Annotated in this window: 12 protein-coding genes and 1 riboswitch; of the genes, 7 read left to right on the forward strand and 5 right to left on the reverse strand. The window is 44.7% G+C overall.

Annotation, left to right across the window (positions count from 1 at the left end):
* Positions 1-50: 50 nt before the first annotated feature.
* Positions 51-2,015: a 30S ribosomal protein S1 gene (gene rpsA, locus DDR33_RS10815; RefSeq protein ID WP_109415809.1), complete on the reverse strand. Its 1,965-nt coding sequence runs from the start codon at positions 2,013-2,015 to the stop codon at positions 51-53.
* A 233-nt stretch (positions 2,016-2,248) separates the two neighbouring features.
* Positions 2,249-5,218 (reverse strand): PAS domain-containing protein, encoded by a 2,970-nt coding sequence (locus tag DDR33_RS10820; protein ID WP_109415810.1) that lies wholly within the window; start codon positions 5,216-5,218, stop codon positions 2,249-2,251.
* A 254-nt stretch (positions 5,219-5,472) separates the two neighbouring features.
* On the opposite strand from DDR33_RS10820, the gene DDR33_RS10830 reads away from it, so the two are divergent.
* A complete protein-coding gene (locus tag DDR33_RS10830; RefSeq protein ID WP_158280706.1) occupies positions 5,473-6,201 on the forward strand; it encodes a response regulator transcription factor in 729 nt (242 codons plus the stop codon).
* A gap of 118 nt (positions 6,202-6,319) precedes the next feature.
* On the opposite strand, the gene DDR33_RS10835 is transcribed toward DDR33_RS10830, so the two are convergent.
* Positions 6,320-6,895 (reverse strand): P-loop NTPase family protein, encoded by a 576-nt coding sequence (locus DDR33_RS10835; protein WP_109415813.1) that lies wholly within the window; start codon positions 6,893-6,895, stop codon positions 6,320-6,322.
* A gap of 140 nt (positions 6,896-7,035) precedes the next feature.
* Positions 7,036-9,336 (reverse strand): 5-methyltetrahydropteroyltriglutamate--homocysteine S-methyltransferase, encoded by a 2,301-nt coding sequence (metE, locus tag DDR33_RS10840; RefSeq protein ID WP_109415814.1) that lies wholly within the window; start codon positions 9,334-9,336, stop codon positions 7,036-7,038.
* A gap of 145 nt (positions 9,337-9,481) precedes the next feature.
* Positions 9,482-9,676: riboswitch (cobalamin riboswitch) on the reverse strand.
* 123 nt (positions 9,677-9,799) lie between these two features.
* Here metE and DDR33_RS10845 point away from each other — a divergent pair.
* On the forward strand, positions 9,800-10,318 hold the full coding sequence (locus tag DDR33_RS10845) for an Lrp/AsnC family transcriptional regulator (protein ID WP_238387757.1): 519 nt from the start codon (positions 9,800-9,802) through the stop codon (positions 10,316-10,318).
* A 34-nt stretch (positions 10,319-10,352) separates the two neighbouring features.
* Here DDR33_RS10845 and DDR33_RS10850 read toward each other — a convergent pair whose 3' ends face one another.
* The gene (locus DDR33_RS10850; RefSeq protein WP_109415816.1) at positions 10,353-11,216 is read right to left on the reverse strand and encodes a DUF808 domain-containing protein; all 864 of its coding nucleotides are present in this window, start codon (positions 11,214-11,216) and stop codon (positions 10,353-10,355) included.
* 258 nt (positions 11,217-11,474) lie between these two features.
* Here DDR33_RS10850 and DDR33_RS10855 point away from each other — a divergent pair, with 258 nt between their 5' ends.
* From DDR33_RS10855 to DDR33_RS10875, 5 genes are all read left to right on the forward strand, one after another.
* Positions 11,475-12,041: an RNA polymerase sigma-70 factor gene (locus tag DDR33_RS10855; protein ID WP_109415817.1), complete on the forward strand. Its 567-nt coding sequence runs from the start codon at positions 11,475-11,477 to the stop codon at positions 12,039-12,041.
* Positions 12,042-12,158: 117 nt separating this feature from the next.
* Positions 12,159-13,304 (forward strand): FecR family protein, encoded by a 1,146-nt coding sequence (locus tag DDR33_RS10860; protein WP_158280707.1) that lies wholly within the window; start codon positions 12,159-12,161, stop codon positions 13,302-13,304.
* Between the two features lie 234 nt (positions 13,305-13,538).
* On the forward strand, positions 13,539-16,919 hold the full coding sequence (locus DDR33_RS10865) for a SusC/RagA family TonB-linked outer membrane protein (protein ID WP_238387758.1): 3,381 nt from the start codon (positions 13,539-13,541) through the stop codon (positions 16,917-16,919).
* 12 nt (positions 16,920-16,931) lie between these two features.
* On the forward strand, positions 16,932-18,341 hold the full coding sequence (locus DDR33_RS10870) for a RagB/SusD family nutrient uptake outer membrane protein (RefSeq protein WP_109415820.1): 1,410 nt from the start codon (positions 16,932-16,934) through the stop codon (positions 18,339-18,341).
* Positions 18,342-18,437: 96 nt separating this feature from the next.
* Positions 18,438-19,370: an ABC transporter ATP-binding protein gene (locus DDR33_RS10875; protein WP_109415821.1), complete on the forward strand. Its 933-nt coding sequence runs from the start codon at positions 18,438-18,440 to the stop codon at positions 19,368-19,370.
* Positions 19,371-19,375: the final 5 nt, after the last annotated feature.

Raw genomic sequence — 19,375 nt, forward strand, 5'->3', positions numbered from 1 at the left:
GCCCCGTCGTTTTTAACGACAGGGCTTATATTTATAAGAACATAACAGAATTATTCAGCATCCTCATCGGATTTCTTTGCATTGCGTGCCTTGTTTTCAGCACCTTCCATTTGTTCCTTCAATTGAGCAAGAACACCAAGGTCGCCCAGGGTAGATCTTTCAACTGAATCTTTTACTTTCTTCACAGCGCTGGAAGTGGCCTTCTGGTCATTCTTCTTCTGTGTTACTTCAGCAGAACGAGCTTCAGCTCTTGCATCTTCCCAGATACGTGAATGAGAAACAACAATACGCTTAGCATCCTTGCTGAATTCGATGATCTTGAAGTCAGCAACTTCGTCTACTTTAAGTGGCTTGCCATCTTCCTTGATAGAATGTTTAGCAGGAGAGAATCCTTCAACACCATAAGGAAGTGCAACAATAGCACCCTTATCGCTCACCTTCAATACTGTACCTTCGTGGATAGAATCCAGTGTGAAGATCGTTTCGAATGTATCCCAAGGGTTTTCTTCCAGTTGCTTGTGGCCGAGGCTCAGCTTGCGGTTTTCTTCATCAAGTTCCAGAACAACTACATCCAGTTCTTCGCCTACCTTAGTAAACTCGTTAGGATGGTTGATCTTCTTAGACCATGAAAGATCAGAGATGTGGATCAATCCGTCGATACCTTCTTCGATTTCAACGAAAACGCCGAAGTTGGTCATGTTTTTAACAACAGCTTTGTGCTTGCTGCCAACAGGGTATCTCTGAGCAATGTTCTGCCAAGGATCAGGGGTAAGTTGTTTTACACCAAGGCTCATCTTACGCTCATCGCGGTCTAATGTAAGCACCTGTGCTTCGATCTCATCACCTACCTTCAGGAATTCCTGAGGATTACGCAGGTTTTGTGACCATGACATTTCTGATACGTGGATCAGTCCTTCAACACCTGGAGTGATTTCAAGGAACGCACCGTAATCAGCTACAGTAACAATCTTACCTTTTACCTTAGAACCTACTTCGATTGTAGTATCAAGAGATTCCCAAGGATGAGGAGTAAGTTGTTTTAAGCCAAGGGCGATACGTTTTTTCTCATCATCGAAATCAAGAACAACCACGTTGATCTTCTGATCAAGTGACAATACTTCTTTCGGATGCTCGATACGGCCCCATGAAATATCGGTGATATGTAATAAGCCGTCAACACCGCCAAGGTCGATGAACACACCAAAGTCAGTGATGTTCTTAACAGTTCCTTCAAGAACCTGACCTTTTTCGAGTTTAGCAACAATCTCAGTTTTCTGGTTTTCAAGATCGTCCTCAATAAGGACTTTGTGAGATACAACCACATTTTTGAACTCGTGATTGATCTTAACAACCTTGAACTCCATTGTTTTGCCAACGTACACATCGTAATCGCGGATTGGCTTAATGTCAATCTGAGATCCGGGAAGGAAGGCTTCAACACCCATGATATCAACGATAAGACCACCTTTGGTGCGGCTCTTAACAAAACCGGTGATAATGGTGTCGTTTTCTAAAGCTTCATTGATAAGCTCCCATGACTTCTGAGTCTTAGCACGTTTACGTGAAAGGACTAATTGACCATTAACGTCTTCCTGTGATTCAACGAAAACATCAACCTGATCGCCTACTTTCAATTCCGGCGTATCACGGAATTCGGAAAGAGATACCATACCATCTGATTTGAATCCGATGTTTAGTACCACGTCCTTGTTGTTGATCGATACAACAGTACCGGTGATGATCTCACCTTTGCTGATCGAGTTAAATGTTCCGGCATACATCTGCTCAAGTTTGGCACGTTCTTCTGAACTGTAATTGCCAAATCCTTTTTCATCTGCATCCCAGTCAAAATCGCCTGAAGGCGCTAACAGAGTTTTAGACTTGATGTCTTCAATTGACAGTGAATCAGCTTCTGACTCAATGTTTTCCTTTTCTTTAACCGACTTGGTTTCTTCGCCATGGAGTTCAGCTGTTTTAGCCTGTAGCTCCTTTTCTGCTTCTTGTTTTTTGGCCATTAATTCATTTTTCTCCTTTTTCCTGATTTTGAATCAGGACTGCAAAGGTAGAAAATAAAATTTTTATTCAGGATAAATTTTTATTATTATTTTATTGATTGATAGGCTGTTGGATCTGTGCGGGTGCAGGTCTGTTTTTATATCTCCTGTTTTTAGCCTGAAATGGTCTCTTCCAGTCCTTTTTTTGTCATCCTATCCGCTTTTTTATACTCCCCGGGGATATTTCCTGCCCATCAGGGATTAAACGGCAGATTGAAAAAAAATGTCGAGCCTTTTCCCGGACTGCTTTCTACCCAGATGTTGCCATTGTGTCTCCTGATGATTTCCGCACAGATATAAAGTCCTACGCCAAACCCGGAAATATGAGCGGTATGGGGATTTTCTATACGGTAGAACCTGCTGAACAAACCCTGCATGTCCTGTTCCGTAATACCCATTCCCTCATCACGCACACTCACCAGGGCCGACTCATTATTGCAGCTGCATCTGATATATATATTGCCGCCGTTGGGGGAGTACTTAATGGCATTTCTCAGCAGATTATCAATGACCTGTCCAATTTTGTACCGGTCGGCATTGATCTCGGTATCATCAATCTGCTCAATGATCAGTTGGTGGTTGGGCGAAACCGGCAGGATCTCCGCTACTATTTCTTTTACCAGGTGGTCAAGAAGAAAAGTCTCCTGGTTTAGTGTCAGGCGTCCTGATTCCATTCTTGCCACATCGAGGAAACCACTGATCAGCGACTGCATTTTCTTTATCTGTAATTCTACTTTTGCCAAAGCCAGCCCGGAAAAATCATCGTCCGAATTTTTCGCTTTAGACACGAGCATTTGTACATAGGCTTTAATAGACGTTAAAGGCGTTTTCAGCTCATGGCTTGCCATTGCAATGAAGTCATTTTTTCTCGTTTCTTCCAGTTTCCGCTCGGTAATATCCTGTACGGTACCTGAAAAGTGAGATCTTCTGCCGCCGTCAGCAGGATACATTTTTCCGGTCGTCTTCACCCACCGCAGCTTTCCATCATTGAACCTGTTAATGGTATATTCAAGGTCGATGCCCCCTCCCGAAGCGATGGCATCGTTCGTCGCGTCAATCAATTTCTGACGGTATTCATCACTTACTATAGCCATAGCCGAATCAACAGATACGTGTTCATCGGGGGAGAAACCATATAATTCTTTCAGCCGGGGAGACAATGTAAATTCGCGTGAATCAGCCGTAAGTGACCAGGTGCCAAGTGCTGCCGACTCCACTGCCAGCCGGAACTGCTCCTGGGCGTGCTCAGTTTTCTTTCGTTCATACACCCGTTCCGTTACCTCTTCCAGGATAACAAGGATTCCGTATACAGATCCTTTGGCGTCTCTCAGCGGCTGATATAAAGAGTTAACATACGCTTCGCGGGTTCGGCCCGGTCCTGCATAAAGACGGACGTGTAACTCGCTGTTGACACGTGCTATCCCCGTTGAATACACTTCATCCAGCCAATCATTGAAAGGCTGTCCTGCAAGCTCAGGTCTGGCAATCCTATGCGGAATATTCAGTATCTCGGACGAAGTACGTCCCCATATTTTCAATATATTATCATTTGCCTGTTCCGTGATGTGCTCAGGGCCTCTCAGCACACACATCCCGAGGGGAGCCTGTTCAAAAATTCCCCGGAACAGATCTTCTCTCTCCGCCAGTTTGTTATAAAGTACCTGCAATTGTTGTTCCGCCTGCAGAAGCTCTTCATTCGATGCGGTCAGCTCTTCGTTGATAGCGATCAGTTCGTCATTACCCGTTGTAACTTCTTCGTTGAGAGCCTCCAGCTCTTCCTGCCGTTCCTGTAGTTGTTGTCTGGCACGGATGATCTCTGTGATATCACTCACGCTGACCAGGATGGCTTCAACATTTCCCTCCAGGTCAAATAAGGGGTCATAACTGAAATCTACATAGTGTTCATTAATTTCTCCTTCCGGGGAGACGATCAGGGCAGATACCTCCGGCATGGAAACTCTTTTTCCTGTATCAAATACTTCTGCCAGTAAAAGCGGGAAAGGCTGGTCTTCAAGCTCGGGAAAAACAGCCATAAGGGGTTTGCCCAGCACATCTTCTTCCTTTCGCATCCATATCTCAAGCATTCTCTGGTTTGCCACCTCTATGAAAAGATCGCGCGTTTTAAGTATTGCAAGAGCGAACGGAGTGGTCATCACCATTCTTTTCAGCCTGAACTCACTCGCTTCAAGGTTCTTTTTGGCAGCTACCTGGGGCGAGACGTCCGAGGCCACCACCATAATGCCAACCGTTGCACCTGTTTCATCCTGCAGGGGATGATATACAAAATTATAATACCGGGGATTAGAGCCTCTGCCGGAAGGCAGTACGGCTTTCGCTTCATAGGCGATATACGGCTTTCCGCTTACAAGCACATCTCTCATAAGCTGGGGAAATGGCTGTCCTTCCAGTTCCGGGAGTGCCGTCAGAAGTGGCAGACCTATAACAGATCTGGTCTTTCCCCAGAAATCCAGGATCATTTTGTTGGCCGATTCAATGACCAGGTCTTCACCTGTAAGCAGGCAAATTCCCACGGGCGCATCCTTAATCAGCAAATTTGCCTTCTGTTCACTCAAAAACAATTCGCGGGTTCTGGCGACTACCCTGTCTTCAAGCTGCTGGTTTAAAAGGATCAGTGTTTCCCTGGACTCATTCAGGTCCTCATTAATTGCCGTTAGCTCTTCATTTGTTGCGGTAAGCTCATCGTTTAAAGCCTGTTGCTCTTCCAGAAGCTGAACCTCATTTGTTCTTAGTTCCTGTAGTTCAGCCTGACTGTCAACGGCCTGCGTCCGGTCATAAACAGTAAATATCAGGTATATTACTTTGTCCTGTTGAGTGACCGGGCTAACTTCTATCTGAAGCCAGCGGGCTGATTCAGCGGAACCCGAATCTTTCTGCAAAAAAGGAGCTGCCGAAACACGCCGTCTCGTTTGCAGAACTTCTTCGACCGCCAGCTCCAGGCTTCTTCTGTCCCCGCCAAAAGCATCAGGATAGGAGAGTGACCATAAGCTACGGCCGGATAGTTCTTCCTTTATACCCAGCAGGGCAGTGTTGGCCTCGTTGCAGGCTATAACTGTAAATTGCGGAGCGTCAGCTGTCGTAATTAACCTGGTCTCCGGCAGTTGATTAAAAACTGCATAAAATAACGGATCTTTTATATGATGCATTTACCGGCAACATTTATCATAGGTATTCTGCGAAAATAGCCCAATAGTGATGTTGAAAGCTATAAATGTACTAAAAGAATAAGAAACGCAGAGCTGGTTCTCCGTAAAATTGCCGGAAGAAGCCCTGGAATGTGCCGCCCGGCGAGCTGCTGAAGCGCGGTTTGGGTGTGCAGATCTGAGAAGAAAACTGTTCATTTTCTATGACTTAACCTCCTGTTCAATATGTATATATTTAATTCTATATGCATACATCTATGAGGAACCAAACTTCCATACCATTCGAAGATGCAACACTTATTTCTGCATCGGTCCTGGATATTGGAAAACGCGTTTCTGGTCAGTCTCTGCTTATTGAGGAGATTGGTGATTATATTCCGGGAAGTGTGATGGTACAGGACCTGGTGGGTATGACTAACAATTATATGAATAAGCAAGGGTGTGAAATTCTGAGGCATAGTAAGGAAGAACTATTCACGATGGGATCTGGGTACTTCAGGAAGTTTTTTCCCGAAGATGAAGTCAGATTCCTTACAGGAAAATTTCATCAGTTCATCAGCGAGAGAGATTACAATAAAGTATTCAGTTTCTTTCAAAGGGTGAGGCCGGATGAAAGTGAAGAATATAAATGGTATTTAACCACATCCCGACTTATCCCGGTCCTGTCAGAAACCGATATACCAGATGTTATGCATATCTCTGTAGATGTTCAGAGCTTGCCTGTGGCCGGAAAGCATATCCGAAACCTTGGCCATGATAACAGCTACCAGATTAAATATTACCATAAATTTAATTTACTGAGTAAGAGGGAAAAGGAAATTATAATTTCTATATGCCAGGGGTTTAGTAGTTTAGAGATCAGCGACCGCCTGTTTATCTCCATCCATACTGTCAATAACCACCGTAAAAATATACTGACTAAGCTGGAGATTTCTTCGCTTGCCCAGTTAATCAGGTTCGCAGTTGCCTTCGGGCTCGTGGAATAAGCGTCGTTGTCCCTCATCTTAAACTTCCTCAGAGAGCTTTTGTATAAGAGACCGGACTTTGGTCTACAAACCCATAACTATAATTACAGCCCAAGCCTGTTGCACCGGGCTTTGACTTTTACTTTCTAATGGAGGGATGAAGTTTGATCTGCCGTTCAACATCCTGTAATGCATTTAAGACGATTTCTGTTCTTTCACTGACTGTTGTATCTCCGTCTATTCTTACCACAGGGCATGATAATTGGGCCAGCCAGTCGGTATGTGTCTGCAGGTTACGTCCCTGGGTGGTATTGTCATCATATCCGCGCGCCCAGGCTACAAACGAGTTGTATAGGTGTGCCCGGACGGGATCTCTAAAGATTTTTTCTCCATAGCGTTCTATTTCACGGTTTTTAAGTCGCTCCATCCTGATTTCCCCCGGAACATACAGAAACACCACCAGATCGAACATACTCAGCCACTCGTCGCCCCACTTGAGAAGAGAGCCTCCTGTTATCGCATTCGGATTTCTGCTCAGTTCCTGTTTGAGCATTTCATTCCGTTCCCGGGCGTCACGTTTGATGGTGAAAGGTGTTTCAGAAGGCAGCCAGAAAAAGTGGTCAGTGTCAAAATAAGGATAACTTAAGAGGTCGGATAATGCTTTTCCTAAAGTTGTGGAGCCGGCACAGGAAGCACCCATTATATGAATTTTCATTTTTACTGAACTTGAAATGTTCAGCAAAAATAACAAATGCTCCGGGTGTTAATACCAAACATCCAAATCTCCTGGTAACGTGCTTTGTTCCTTCAGTATGCAGAAAGTAAAGGATGCGGACAGGACTGCCCGCATTTTCTTTATGCTTCCGTCTGGATCTGTTGACGGGCCAGTTTAGCGGCAGCTACCATATTTTCAAGTGCAGCCTTCGTTTCCGGCCATTTACGTGTCTTCAGACCGCAGTCGGGGTTCACCCATAAGTTCCTCACCGGCAACAGTTCTGCAGCTTTGATTAGCAGAGACACCATTTCACCAGTACCAGGTACCCGGGGCGAATGAATATCATACACGCCCGGGCCGATTTCATTCGGGTATTCGAAATTCGAAAAAGCGTGCAGCAATTCCATTTGCGACCTTGAGGTCTCAATGGTGATCACATCGGCGTCCATCGCAGCTATGCTCCCGATGATGTCGTTGAATTCGCTGTAACACATGTGGGTATGGATCTGTGTGCTGTCCTGAACGCTGCTGGCCGAGATCCGGAATGCCCGCACCGCCCAGTCAAGATAGTAAGCATGCTTCGCTTTACGTAAGGGCAGGCCTTCCCGGATAGCCGGTTCATCGATCTGTATAATTCCTATCCCTGCCTGTTCCAAAGCGGTCACTTCATCACGGATTGCAAGTGCAATCTGATTCGTGGTCACTTCCCGCGGTTGATCGTCACGTACAAATGACCATTGAAGGATGGTAACCGGGCCTGTTAACATCCCCTTCATCGGCTTTTGTGTTTTTGATGCAGCAAATTGGCTCCAGCGTACCGTCATATTTTCCGGGCGGCTCACATCACCGTAAATGACGGGTGGCTTTACACACCGGCTTCCATAACTTTGTACCCAGCCGTTTTTAGTAAACAAAAAGCCCTGGAGCTGCTCTCCGAAATATTCAACCATATCGTTACGCTCAAATTCGCCATGTACCAATACATCGAGCCCGGTCTCTTCCTGCCAGCGGATCGCATCGGTAATAGCCTCTTCTATCTTCCTGTCATATTCTGCTGCTGTTAATTCGCCCTTTTTTAGTTTTGAGCGCAACTGGCGGATATCGTCTGTTTGAGGAAAAGAGCCGATAGTGGTAGTCGGGAATAAAGGAAAATTGAAACGCTCATGCTGCAACTGCTGGCGTACTGGAAATGCACTCCTGCGGGTTGCATCAGTTTCTGTGATGGCAGCTATCCTGTCTTTTACTGCCTGCTGGTGCACCTGCGCGGAGGATCGTCTGCTTTTAATAGCTTCCTTGTTAGCAGAAAGGAGGGATGTGTTTCCTTCTGCTATTTGCCTCAGTTCATTTACTTCATTTAATTTCTGTTTGGCAAATGCCATCCAGCTTTTGATTTCCGGGTCAAGGTTGTTTTCAAGATCCAGATCGATAGGAGAGTGCAGAAGAGAGCAGGACGGAGCGATAATGATTCTGCCCGTACCAAGCTTTCCAACGGCTTTATTAATAAGAGCCAGGGATTTTTCATAATCATTCTTCCATACATTTCTTCCGTCAACTACACCCAGCGAAAGCTGGAGATGATCCGGAATTTCTGCAAGTACTTCATCCAGTTGGGCGGGAGCCCGCACCAGGTCAATATGCAGCGCCCTGACGGGAAGATTAACGGCCAGGCTTGTATTATCAAGCAGTGCATCGAAATAGGTTGCGAGTATTATATTAATTCCGCTCACCCTGTTGGCTATACTTCGATATGCAAACTCAAATGCTTCTTTCTCCTTTTTTGAAAGATCAAGCGCCAGGCAGGGTTCATCCAGCTGAATCCATTCAGCTCCCTGCTGCCTCAGCCGGTTGATGACTTCAACATATACCGGCACCAGCTTCCTGATGAGGTCTACGCGTTCAAAGCCCGCTTCTTTTTCCTTGCCGAGGAGAAGATAACTTACCGGCCCAAGCAGTACGGGTTTCGCTTTATTCCCGAGCAGTCTTTTGGCGCTATGGTGCTCTGCAAATATATTCTCATAGAAAATATGGAATTCCTGCCGTGCGGTGAATTCCGGTACGATATAATGATAGTTGGTATCCAGCCATTTGGTCATTTCCATCGCAATGATGTCGAGCCCGTCCTTCTGATAGCCACGTGCCATAGCGAAATAAAGGTCAATTTCTTTGTTGGTTTTTACTTCAGATAATACCGGCGCATAGCGCTGCGGGATCACTCCGAGCAAAAGGCTCATGTCGAGTACCTGGTCATAGAAGCTGAAATCATTACAGGGGATCAGATCAATACCAGCTTCCAGCTGAGCTTGCCAGTTTTCGTCTTTGATCAGACGGGCCGCCTGGTTCAGATCACTCAGGCTGATCCTGCCTGCCCAATATTGTTCACAGGCCTTCTTAAGTTGTCTTTGGCTACCAATACGCGGATAGCCCAGGTTTTGCGTTAGCATTTTCTAAAAATTTAATAAAAAGTTAAAATGTATTCTGCTAAACATTGCAACACTTTGAACGGAAGAGGAAGGAAGGAGCTTACGTGGCTGAATTTTTATTCAGTCGTTATGTATCATCTCTGGCATTGCCTTATTCCGCGAAAGCATCATCCATCCGTTGCAGGCAGGTCTCCTGGCTTGTAACAATCCGGCCGTCCTTCCCGCCGGTATCCTTACTGGCAGTGGACAATGTTGGCCCGGATTTTCTGATGTTACTTACAGTTGCGCGACAGCCCGTGATTTGCACACGGTTCCCTTTTAATTCTGATCTTCATCAGAAACCTGTTCCGGCTGATTCAGTAAAGAAAGAACTTGTTTTGTTAGCCCTTTTAAGGATTAACGTTCGGGACAAATCTAGGAATAAAGATTATATTTCTGAATGAATCCCGATTAATCGGTTTATTAAACTAAATAATTGGTATTTTTGAGAATATTATTCCAATGTTCTAACTTTGCCGGCGACGTAAAAGAAAATTATTCCATGGAAGAACTGGACGCCGCGGATCTGCAACTACTCAGGCTATTGGGTGAGAATTCAAAAATGACTGTTAAGGAATTAGCAGCCAGGGTCAATTTATCTCCCTCACCCGTTTTTGAAAGAGTAAAAAGGCTGGAAACAAAAGGATATATAAAGAAGTATATCGCCTTAATAGACGCCGAAAAGTTAAATTACGGATTGATGGTATTCTGTAATATAAAACTTAAACAGCACGACAAAAGTATTGGAAGCCAGTTTGTAAAAGATATCATGCTTCTGACCGAGGTGGTCGAGTGTTATAATATCTCCGGAGATTACGATTTTCTTCTTAAGGTATTAGCCAGAGACATGAAACACTACCAGGATTTTGTATTTAACAAGCTCGGATCGGTAACAAGTATAGGAAGTACTCATAGCACATTTGTTATGTGCGAGAATAAGAATACCTATAATATTAATATCTAATAGTCTGAATAACTTAGGGCGATGCTTACCTGTATTACCGGAAGATAGTGCGGATTTTTCTGACGCCTTCCAAAAGCAATACCGCGAGTATGCCCGCCGTTAATCCAAACGCTATTTCCTTAAGCATAGACGGTATCGTGGGGAGGAAATGGTGGAGGTATTCAATATTATGGGCAAATATACCGCCTGATACCAGTATCAAAGCGATTGTACCGACTACAGCTAAAACCCTGATAATAACAGGAAGAGATTTTACCAGTAATGAGCCGATAGTTGCTAAAAAGCCCTTATTGCCCGAATACCGGATAAGTTTATAGCCGGTATCGTCCATCCTGACGATGAGCGCGACAATTCCGTAAACACCTATTGTTGCCAGCAATGCTACAGCTGATACGGTTAATATCTGCGTAATTAAACTTTCCTGTGCCACACTCCCAAGAGCAATGATCACAATCTCTATCGAAAGAATGAAGTCTGTGGTAATTGCCGATTTAACCCTGGCGGCCTCAGCGGCAGTACTGTCCTGCCTGACCTCTTCAATCACCTCATGCCCCGCTTTCGGACGGTGAAAGAGGTATTCGATAATTTTTTCTACTCCTTCGTAAGCCAGGTATACTCCTCCTAGTATCAGGATCACTTTAATTGCCAGCGGGAAAAGGGCGTTTAATATCAGGGCTATCGGAACAATAATGACTTTGTTAATAAGTGAGCCCTTTGTGATAGCCCAGAGCACTGGTAATTCCCTGGAAGACAGAAAGCCTGTAGCTTTTTCGGCATTCACAGCCAGGTCATCGCCCAGTATACCGGCCGTTTTACGGGCAGCGACTTTTGTTGTCACAGCCACATCGTCCATCAGAGCAGTTATATCATCCAAAATTGCAAAAAAACCAGATGCCATATTTTTTAATTCGGAGGCGCTAATATAAGCTTAAATCAAATTTCCCGAAGGATCTAATTCAATCTCATCTAAATGAAAGATATGGACGGTTTGTAATTCAGTATAAGCTGAAAGTTGAATATACAAAACTATATGCAGGGAAAGATGAGATGACAAGTGTTTTTTTTTATCATATTGTCGGTATTTGAGCAGATGTTTTAATAATTGTAGGAAATTATTGCTGGTATTTTGCTAAATTTGGTATGCAAGGTAGTGTAAGTGGCAAATTACAACGTATTTTCCGATCAGCAGCTTCAATCTTTATTAAATGAAGGTGATGAACTTGCATTTACTGAAATCTATAACCGTCATTGGAAGTTTTTATACACAGCTGCATACAACGTTTTAAGACATAAAGAAGATACTCTTGATATTTGTCAGTCTGTTTTTATGTGGATGTGGGAAAATCACCAGGATATTACCATCAAAACCAGTTTACGAGCTTATCTCTATACAGCTGTTAAGTATAAGGTAGCTAATTTAATCCGCCAGGGTAAGGTAAGAGAATCGTTCCTGGAGGATGTCCTGGGCAGTGAAATCCGGGCAGATGAGAAGCTCGAGCTGGAAATTAAGGAACTCAGACACTTTATAAGTCAATTGATAAATGAATTACCCGATAAATGCAGGGATGTTTTCTTATTGAGCCGGGATGAGCATTTAAGCCATAAGCAGATTGCCGAACGGTTAGGTATTTCTGAAAAAACTGTCGATGATCACATTACGCGCGCGTTGAAGAAGTTGCGGGCATCTTTGGGCAAGATGGCAACTATTTTTATTTCTTTCTAAATCGACCGAAATTTTCTTTCTGATTTACAGTTATTTAATAATTTATTAAACTTTTCTCAATTTTCGAACCGGTGTTCGCACGCTTTTATGTGCCTTACATATTATAGCGCAGGCGATATGGACATCAAATCATTCAACAACCTGGTTGATAAGGTTAATAATAATACGGCTACAGATGAAGAACTGGCGCAATACAACGCCTGTTTGAACCGCTTAATGCCGGGAACAACAGATTGGACGCAACTTAGCGCCGAAAGTCCGGAAATTATAAAGGCCGAACTCTGGCGACGCATACAAACCGCCCGCAGTCCTGCTAAAATACGCACTATATGGCCCAGGATAGCAGTAGCTGCTTCAATTGTTTTAGCAATATCAGTTGGTAGCTATTTTATGATTTACAAGAATAATGAAGAGGTACCCTATTTTGCAAACGACATCTTACCCGGCCGTAACCAGGCAACGCTCACACTGGCTAACGGGCAAAAGATTATTCTCACCATGGGTTTATCCGGGCAACTGGCGCAACAGGGAAATACCACCATTGGCGTAAGCAGTCAAAATGCCATAACTTACACTACCTCGGGCGCAGACACCCATTCAGCCGTAACCTATAATACCTTATCCACCGCAGTCGGAGAGCAATCGCCATATCCTTTGGTTTTACCCGACGGCACCAGGGTTTGGCTTGATGCTATGTCTTCTATTACATTTCCCGTATCGTTTAAGGGCAAGGACCGGACGGTGAAGGTTTCGGGTGAAGCTTATTTTGAGGTAGTTCACAACGATGCCCAACCCTTTAAAGTGATCCTTAAAAATCAAATTGTGGAGGATATCGGTACGCATTTTAATATCAGCGCCTATGATGACGGGAGTGAAACCACCACTACTCTGCTGGAGGGGGCTGTTAAAGTTTCCCTCAGTGGTACCGTTCCGCATGGTAGTCGGCAAGAGCTGCTTTTAAAACCAGGTCAGCAGTCTGTTTTGAAAGGGAACTCTCTCTCTGCGGTTGATGTTGATCCGCAGGAAGCCATTGCCTGGAAAAACGGGTATTTCCGCTTTAACAACGAAAATATCCGGAGCGTCATGCTGCAACTTTCCCGCTGGTATGATATTGAGGTCCAATATCTAGGTCCTGTACCAGACGAGAAATTTTATGCCACAAGCTCGCGGGAAAAGAATATCAGCGAAGTGCTGACTATGCTGCAAAAAACCAAAGGGGTTCGTTTTAAAATTGAAGGAAGGAGGGTTACTGTTATGCAATAAACATTAACTCAAACGGTAATCAACGAGAAAGCCATCCTGATTGGCGTCGGGATGGCTGAAGTAGGATTACTTTAATAATTATAATCAACTTATTAAATCATCGCGAAGAGCCTGGTGCATCCTGACAAATGAAAAGGCAATCCGCATTAAACCCTACTGCAACAAATGTACACTTTTTACTTAAAGTTCCTTGTGCAGCCGCCTGGCCGTACAGTAAAAAAAATCCTGTTGATTATGAAGTTAAGCTCTCTTCTGCTGATCACAGTCATATTGCATGTCAGCGCCAAAACTTCGGCCCAAAAAGTTACATTACTGGCAAAAAATGCCCCTCTTGTCGAGATTTTTAATCAGATCAGGGCACAAACAGGATACGATTTTGCCGTCACCTCTGCAACTCTTATGGATGCCAGGCCGGTGACGATCGAGGTGAAAAATGCCGAACTGCATGACGTTTTAGAAAAGATATTTGATAAGCAGCCTTTAGATTACTCAATTGAAAACAAATCCGTAATTGTATCCAGGAAAGTCCCGTCAATCGTTGAAAATGTTAAAAGTAAAGCTGCCCGGCTTTTTCACTTGCCTGCACCTGTAAAAGGCAGGGTAGTTGACACTCTGGGAATGCCCCTGATTGGCGCTACTGTCATTTTAAAGGGCACAAACTACCGTGCTTTTACAGATAATGACGGAAACTTTGTTTTTCCCTCCGTTCCGCACGGCCGCTATACACTGGCAATAAGCTATGTCGGGTATGCGAAAGTAGAAATGAACATAACGGTAGATGGCCAGGAACTGAATTTCTTTATAATTACGCGTTTAACTGCTTCCTCGCTTGACAAGGTACAGATTGTTGCTTACGGTAAAGAATCTAAACGCTTTAGTGTTGGAACGGTACATACTGTTAGTGCCGAAGCAATAGAAAAACAACCTGTGACTAATCCTTTACTGACGCTGCAGGGACAGGTGCCCGGTTTATCCGTTATTGCCATGAATGGTGTACCCGGTTCAACAACCTTGTTACAGGTACGCGGTCAAAACGGACTGGCAACTTCCCAGAACTTTAAACCGTATGACCAGCCTCTCTTCTTAGTAGACGGGGTACCTTTTGCACCGCAGAATGTTAATATAAATCAGTTGTCAAATCTTGCCACTTCGCAGAGTTTTAGCGGCGGAATAAACCAGGCAACCGGCCTCGGTGCTTTTAACGGTATTAACCCCAACGATATTGAAAGCATTACCATACTTACTGGTGCCAATGCAACAGCTATTTACGGCACCAAGGGATCTAACGGCGTTGTTTTGATAACCACAAAAAAAGGGAAAGCAGGTAAAACCACTGTCGATATCAATGTAAACTCACAGGTAAACCAGGTTGCCAGGCCGGTGAAACTGTTGAGTACCGGCCAATATATTCAATTAAGAAAGCAGGCGTATGAGCTGGACGAGATTGAACCCAGCGGCGATCCCAATAACTATTCCGGTTTTGCGCCCGACCTCTTTCTTTTCGACCAGGGTAAATATACCAACTGGCAAAAGGTCATTCAGGGAAACTCCACTCACAATTCAGATATTCATCTTAGCGTGTCTGGCGGAACTGAAAATAGTACCTTTATGGTGTCAGGCGGCTATACACGCTCAGATTATAATTATCCCGGTAATTTCGCTGACCAGCGATATAGCCTGCATAGCGCTCTGACCGCTGCTTCAGCAAATAAAAAGCTCACCCTCTCGCTGATAGCAGATTATTCCTATGATCAAAATAATTCTGCAGGTATGGGAGGCTCTGCGCAAGTGATTATGGCGCCTAATACCCCCGATCTGAGGGATGCGGACGGTAATTTAGTGTGGAACTACAAAGGCGTACCATTTGAGAATAATTTTTATGCCTCATTATTATGTCCTACCAACCTGGAAACCTACAATTTCAATAGCTCTTTCAACATAAATTATGAACTGATAAAAGGGTTAACTATTGGCGCTAATGTAGGCTTTAGCCGTAATACCAATGCCGAACATTCTATTGCGCCAAAGATTGCGCAATATCCTTCATCATACGCCCAAAGCAATGCAGCCTTTGCAAATGGCGCCGCACAGGACATTAACATTGAACCTCAAATAAATTATGAAAAGAATATGCGTAAAAGCATGTTGACTGTATTGTTAGGAGGTACTTATGAAAAGAACACCACCAATACCTATCAGGTACAAGCGTATAACTATTCAAACGATAATTTTCTCAATTCAATAAACGGAGCAACCTCACTAACTTCCTGGGACGGGCAAGGGCTGTATAAATACGTCGCCTTGTTTGGACGGTTAAAATATATTTACAATCAGAAGTATATTTTAGAATTTAGCGGCCGGAGAGACGGTTCAAGTAATTTTGGTCCGGGCAGACAATTCGGCACTTTTGGTTCTGCCGGTGCCGGCTGGATCTTCTCTGAGGAGAAAGGCTTCGAAAACACTCTGCCTTTTATCAGCTTCGGCAAGCTTTCCGGAAGTTACGGAACTACGGGGCAGAATGCGTCTCAGAGCTATCAGTATCAGCCATTATACAGCCCCTATCCATACGGTAATACCACCCCTTTCCAGGATATTAAACAAATTATTCCTGTCAACCTTTACAACCCCGATTTTCATTGGGCAACAAAAAGATCGATCGACCTGTCTCTGGCTCTTGGTTTTTTTGCCGATCGTTTGTTGTTAAATGCGACTTATTACAGGCAGCGTCAGGACGATCAGCTTGTTGCCTACCCATTGGCCGGACAAGCCGGTTTTTCAACAGTATTTGAAAACCAGGACGCCACTGTTCAGAACAAAGGATGGGAGTTCACCTTGTCATCATCCAATATAAAAACCCGTAATTTCACATGGACAAGCAACTTCAATTTAACCTTCAATAGAAATAAACTCCTCTCATTTCCCAATCTGGAATCATCATCCTATGCTCAGCAGTATGTTGTAGGCCAGCCTACGTCTGTTATGTTTGGCTATAAATATAAAGGGGTAAATCCGGCAACGGGATTATTTGAGTTTTACGCAGCCGACGGAACGCTTACATCCCGTCCCCAATATGGCACGGCGGCGACTGGCGGCGACCAGGTGATCATCGGAAACCGGGAGACTAAATATATGGGTGGTTTTGGCAATACCTTTACTTACAAAAAGCTGAGCCTGTACGTTTTCTGCCAGTTTAACAGCAGTATGCAGCCCAATGCCCTTTCGGCCCTTTATAATAACAGTGTTCCTGGTTATCAGGCCAATGTACCCGCTTACATACTGGGTAAATATTGGACTGCTCCCGGTCAGAATGCCGAAATTCAACGTTTAGCAAGTAGTTACAATTCACCGTATGTTGACCCTGTATATAGCTTTGTTCAGTCAACCGGAGCCTACTCAAACGTTACTTACCTGAGGGTTAAAACGGCGTCGTTATCTTATGACCTGCCTGCCGCCTGGCTCGCAAAGGCTCATATTAAGAATGGCAGTGTTTTCGCCAATGCTCAAAACCTGTTCACCTTCAGCGACTACAAGTTCGGCGATCCGGAACAACCCGGCAATTTTGCGGCCTTCCCCTTACAACGTATCCTCGCATTTGGCTTAAATCTCAAACTGTAAAAAATTATTCCCATGACAAAGATATTTTCTTATAAAAATAGAATCCTGGCAGCGGGGACGTTTATTATCCTGAGTACTACTCTTTCGTGTAAAAAACTAATAGAGATCCCGCCCAACCCGCCAACAAGTATTACCCGGCAGGCGGCATTTGCAGACAGCGCCACGGCCATGTCTGCTGTTGCTGGCGTATATTCTTTTACGCCGAGCACAAACGGCAATGGCATTCCTTACCATAATGGCCTGTTTGATGTAACTACGGCACTCGCAGGTAACGAAGTAGCTTATATGGGCACTTACGGGGACGATGCTCAATATTACAGTCACACTCTTACACCGCAAAATGACAGACTAAACGAGTTATGGTCGGTACCTTACGCCGGGATTTATCAGGTAAATGATATCCTGGCCAACATCACCGGCAACAATAAGTTATCTGCTTCATTTGTAAAGCAAATTACAGGAGAAATGGAGTTCGTAAGGGCTTTTATTTATTTTTACCAGGTAAATTTGTTCGGCGGAGTGCCGTTGGTTACTTCCACTGATTACACCACCAATACCCGGCTTCCCCGGGCTACGGCAACAGAAATCTATGACCAGATCTTTAAGGATCTCGACGGCGCAGCTAAGAAACTACCGGCGACTTACCCCTCAGCCGGGCATGTGCGGCCTAACCTCTACACCGTCATAGCATTACGGGCGAAAGTTAACCTTTACCGGGGCAATTGGCAAGCTGCTTATAACGAGGCTGATTCGGTTATTACGCGAGGTGGTTTCAGTCTTTTAACTGATCTTAACAGCGTATTTTTAGAAGAAAGCGCAGAGGCAATCTGGCAGGTGCCTGTTCTGGACGCCTACCAGGGATCGGGAGATGCCATGATTTTTGTATCCCAGGGTGGGATACCCAATTATTTGGTAACAGATTCTCTGCTGAATAAGTTTGATGATAAAGACTTGCGCAAGGCAGCCTGGCTCGGTTTTAACGTGGTAGACAACGATACGCTGTATTACCCTTTTAAGTATAAAGATGTTGTGCCAACAACTCCTGCCACAAACTTTATGCTGCTCAGGTACGCCGAAATGTATCTGATCAGGGCTGAAGCTGCTGCGCAACTGGGAGGACTGGCTGAAGCAGTGGATGATATAAATATTATCCGTCGCAGGGCAGGTTTAACACCTGTTTACCCGGCAACCCAAACCGCTGTGCTGGATGCCATACGACAGGAGCGAAGGCTGGAGATGTGTTTCGAATTTGGGAACAGGTTTTTTGACCTGAACAGAACCAGTACCGATAACAAATACCCTTCCTCCGGGCAGGCGCCCGCCGTATTGCCCGGATGGAAGCCAGATTTCGCCATCTTTCCGGTGCCCCAAACGCAGCGAACTTTAAACAGTCGTCTTACGCAAAATCCGGGCTATAATTAACAATGTAATAAGCTATAACAAACCAATTGCAATTGCTTCCCGGGCAGTCATTCAACCTCCCGGGGCAGGCAGTTCCTGTTTGAGAAAAACGAAAAAATGGAAAATTCAATTTTAAGCATTAAGAATTTGTCGCACCGCTACAGCACCTCCTGGGCCATCCGCGACATTAACCTGGAAATAAACCGGACAGGAATCCTGGGCTTGCTGGGTTCCAACGGAGCAGGTAAATCCACTACCATGAATATCATGTGCGGTGTTCTCAACCAAACAGAGGGTACTGTACTGATAGACGGCATAGACATCCGTGAAAACCCGGAACTGGCAAAAAAGCAGATCGGGTTCCTCCCTCAGAATCCGCCGCTATACCTGGATCTGACCGTAGATGAATACCTCGTTTATACTGCCGAGCTCCGCAAAATGGAGCACAAGGACATAAAGCCCGCCCTGGAAGAGGCGAAAGAACGATGCGGGATTTCCCATTTCAGTCACCGCCTGATTAAAAATCTGTCGGGTGGTTATCGTCAGCGCGTAGGGATAGCGCAATCGATCATTCATAAGCCTAAACTGGTCGTGATGGACGAGCCGACCAACGGCCTAGATCCCAATCAGATTACGGAAGTCCGGACATTGATCAAGGAAATTGCTGTAGAACATGCAGTCATCTTCTCTTCTCATGTTTTGTCTGAGGTGCAAATGCTATGTAAGGATATCAAAATGATCGCAGACGGGCGGATCGTTTTTTCCGATACGATGGATGCTTTTAACAATTACGTAGAGCCGCACAGTGTGTTGATGCAAATGGAAAATCCGCCGCCGGCAGCCGAACTGCTAAGCATAAACGGAGTCGATAAAGTGGATTTTATTACAGAACGGCAGGCAAGGGTTTATTTTACGGGCGACCAGGAGATCACCGAACACCTTATTGCAGCGGCCGTACACAACGGATGGCGTTTAAGGGAGATTAGTCTTGATAAAACTGCCCTTGATGAGATCTTCAAACAATTATCCGCAAAATCAACCCATTCTTAATTAAT

The organism is Pararcticibacter amylolyticus (assembly GCF_003130405.1).
Taxonomy (GTDB): domain Bacteria; phylum Bacteroidota; class Bacteroidia; order Sphingobacteriales; family Sphingobacteriaceae; genus Arcticibacter; species Arcticibacter amylolyticus.

What these genes read in the sequence shown, in the direction of transcription:
- rpsA (WP_109415809.1), bottom strand. Translation starts at nt 2,015, where the DNA reads ATGGCCAAAAAACAAGAAGCAGAAAAGGAGCTACAGGCTAAAACAGCT.
- DDR33_RS10820 (WP_109415810.1), bottom strand. Translation starts at nt 5,218, where the DNA reads ATGCATCATATAAAAGATCCGTTATTTTATGCAGTTTTTAATCAACTG.
- DDR33_RS10830 (WP_158280706.1), top strand. Translation starts at nt 5,473, where the DNA reads ATGAGGAACCAAACTTCCATACCATTCGAAGATGCAACACTTATTTCT.
- DDR33_RS10835 (WP_109415813.1), bottom strand. Translation starts at nt 6,895, where the DNA reads ATGAAAATTCATATAATGGGTGCTTCCTGTGCCGGCTCCACAACTTTA.
- metE (WP_109415814.1), bottom strand. Translation starts at nt 9,336, where the DNA reads ATGCTAACGCAAAACCTGGGCTATCCGCGTATTGGTAGCCAAAGACAA.
- DDR33_RS10850 (WP_109415816.1), bottom strand. Translation starts at nt 11,216, where the DNA reads ATGGCATCTGGTTTTTTTGCAATTTTGGATGATATAACTGCTCTGATG.
- DDR33_RS10860 (WP_158280707.1), top strand. Translation starts at nt 12,159, where the DNA reads ATGGACATCAAATCATTCAACAACCTGGTTGATAAGGTTAATAATAAT.
- DDR33_RS10865 (WP_238387758.1), top strand. Translation starts at nt 13,539, where the DNA reads ATGAAGTTAAGCTCTCTTCTGCTGATCACAGTCATATTGCATGTCAGC.
- DDR33_RS10870 (WP_109415820.1), top strand. Translation starts at nt 16,932, where the DNA reads ATGACAAAGATATTTTCTTATAAAAATAGAATCCTGGCAGCGGGGACG.
- DDR33_RS10875 (WP_109415821.1), top strand. Translation starts at nt 18,438, where the DNA reads ATGGAAAATTCAATTTTAAGCATTAAGAATTTGTCGCACCGCTACAGC.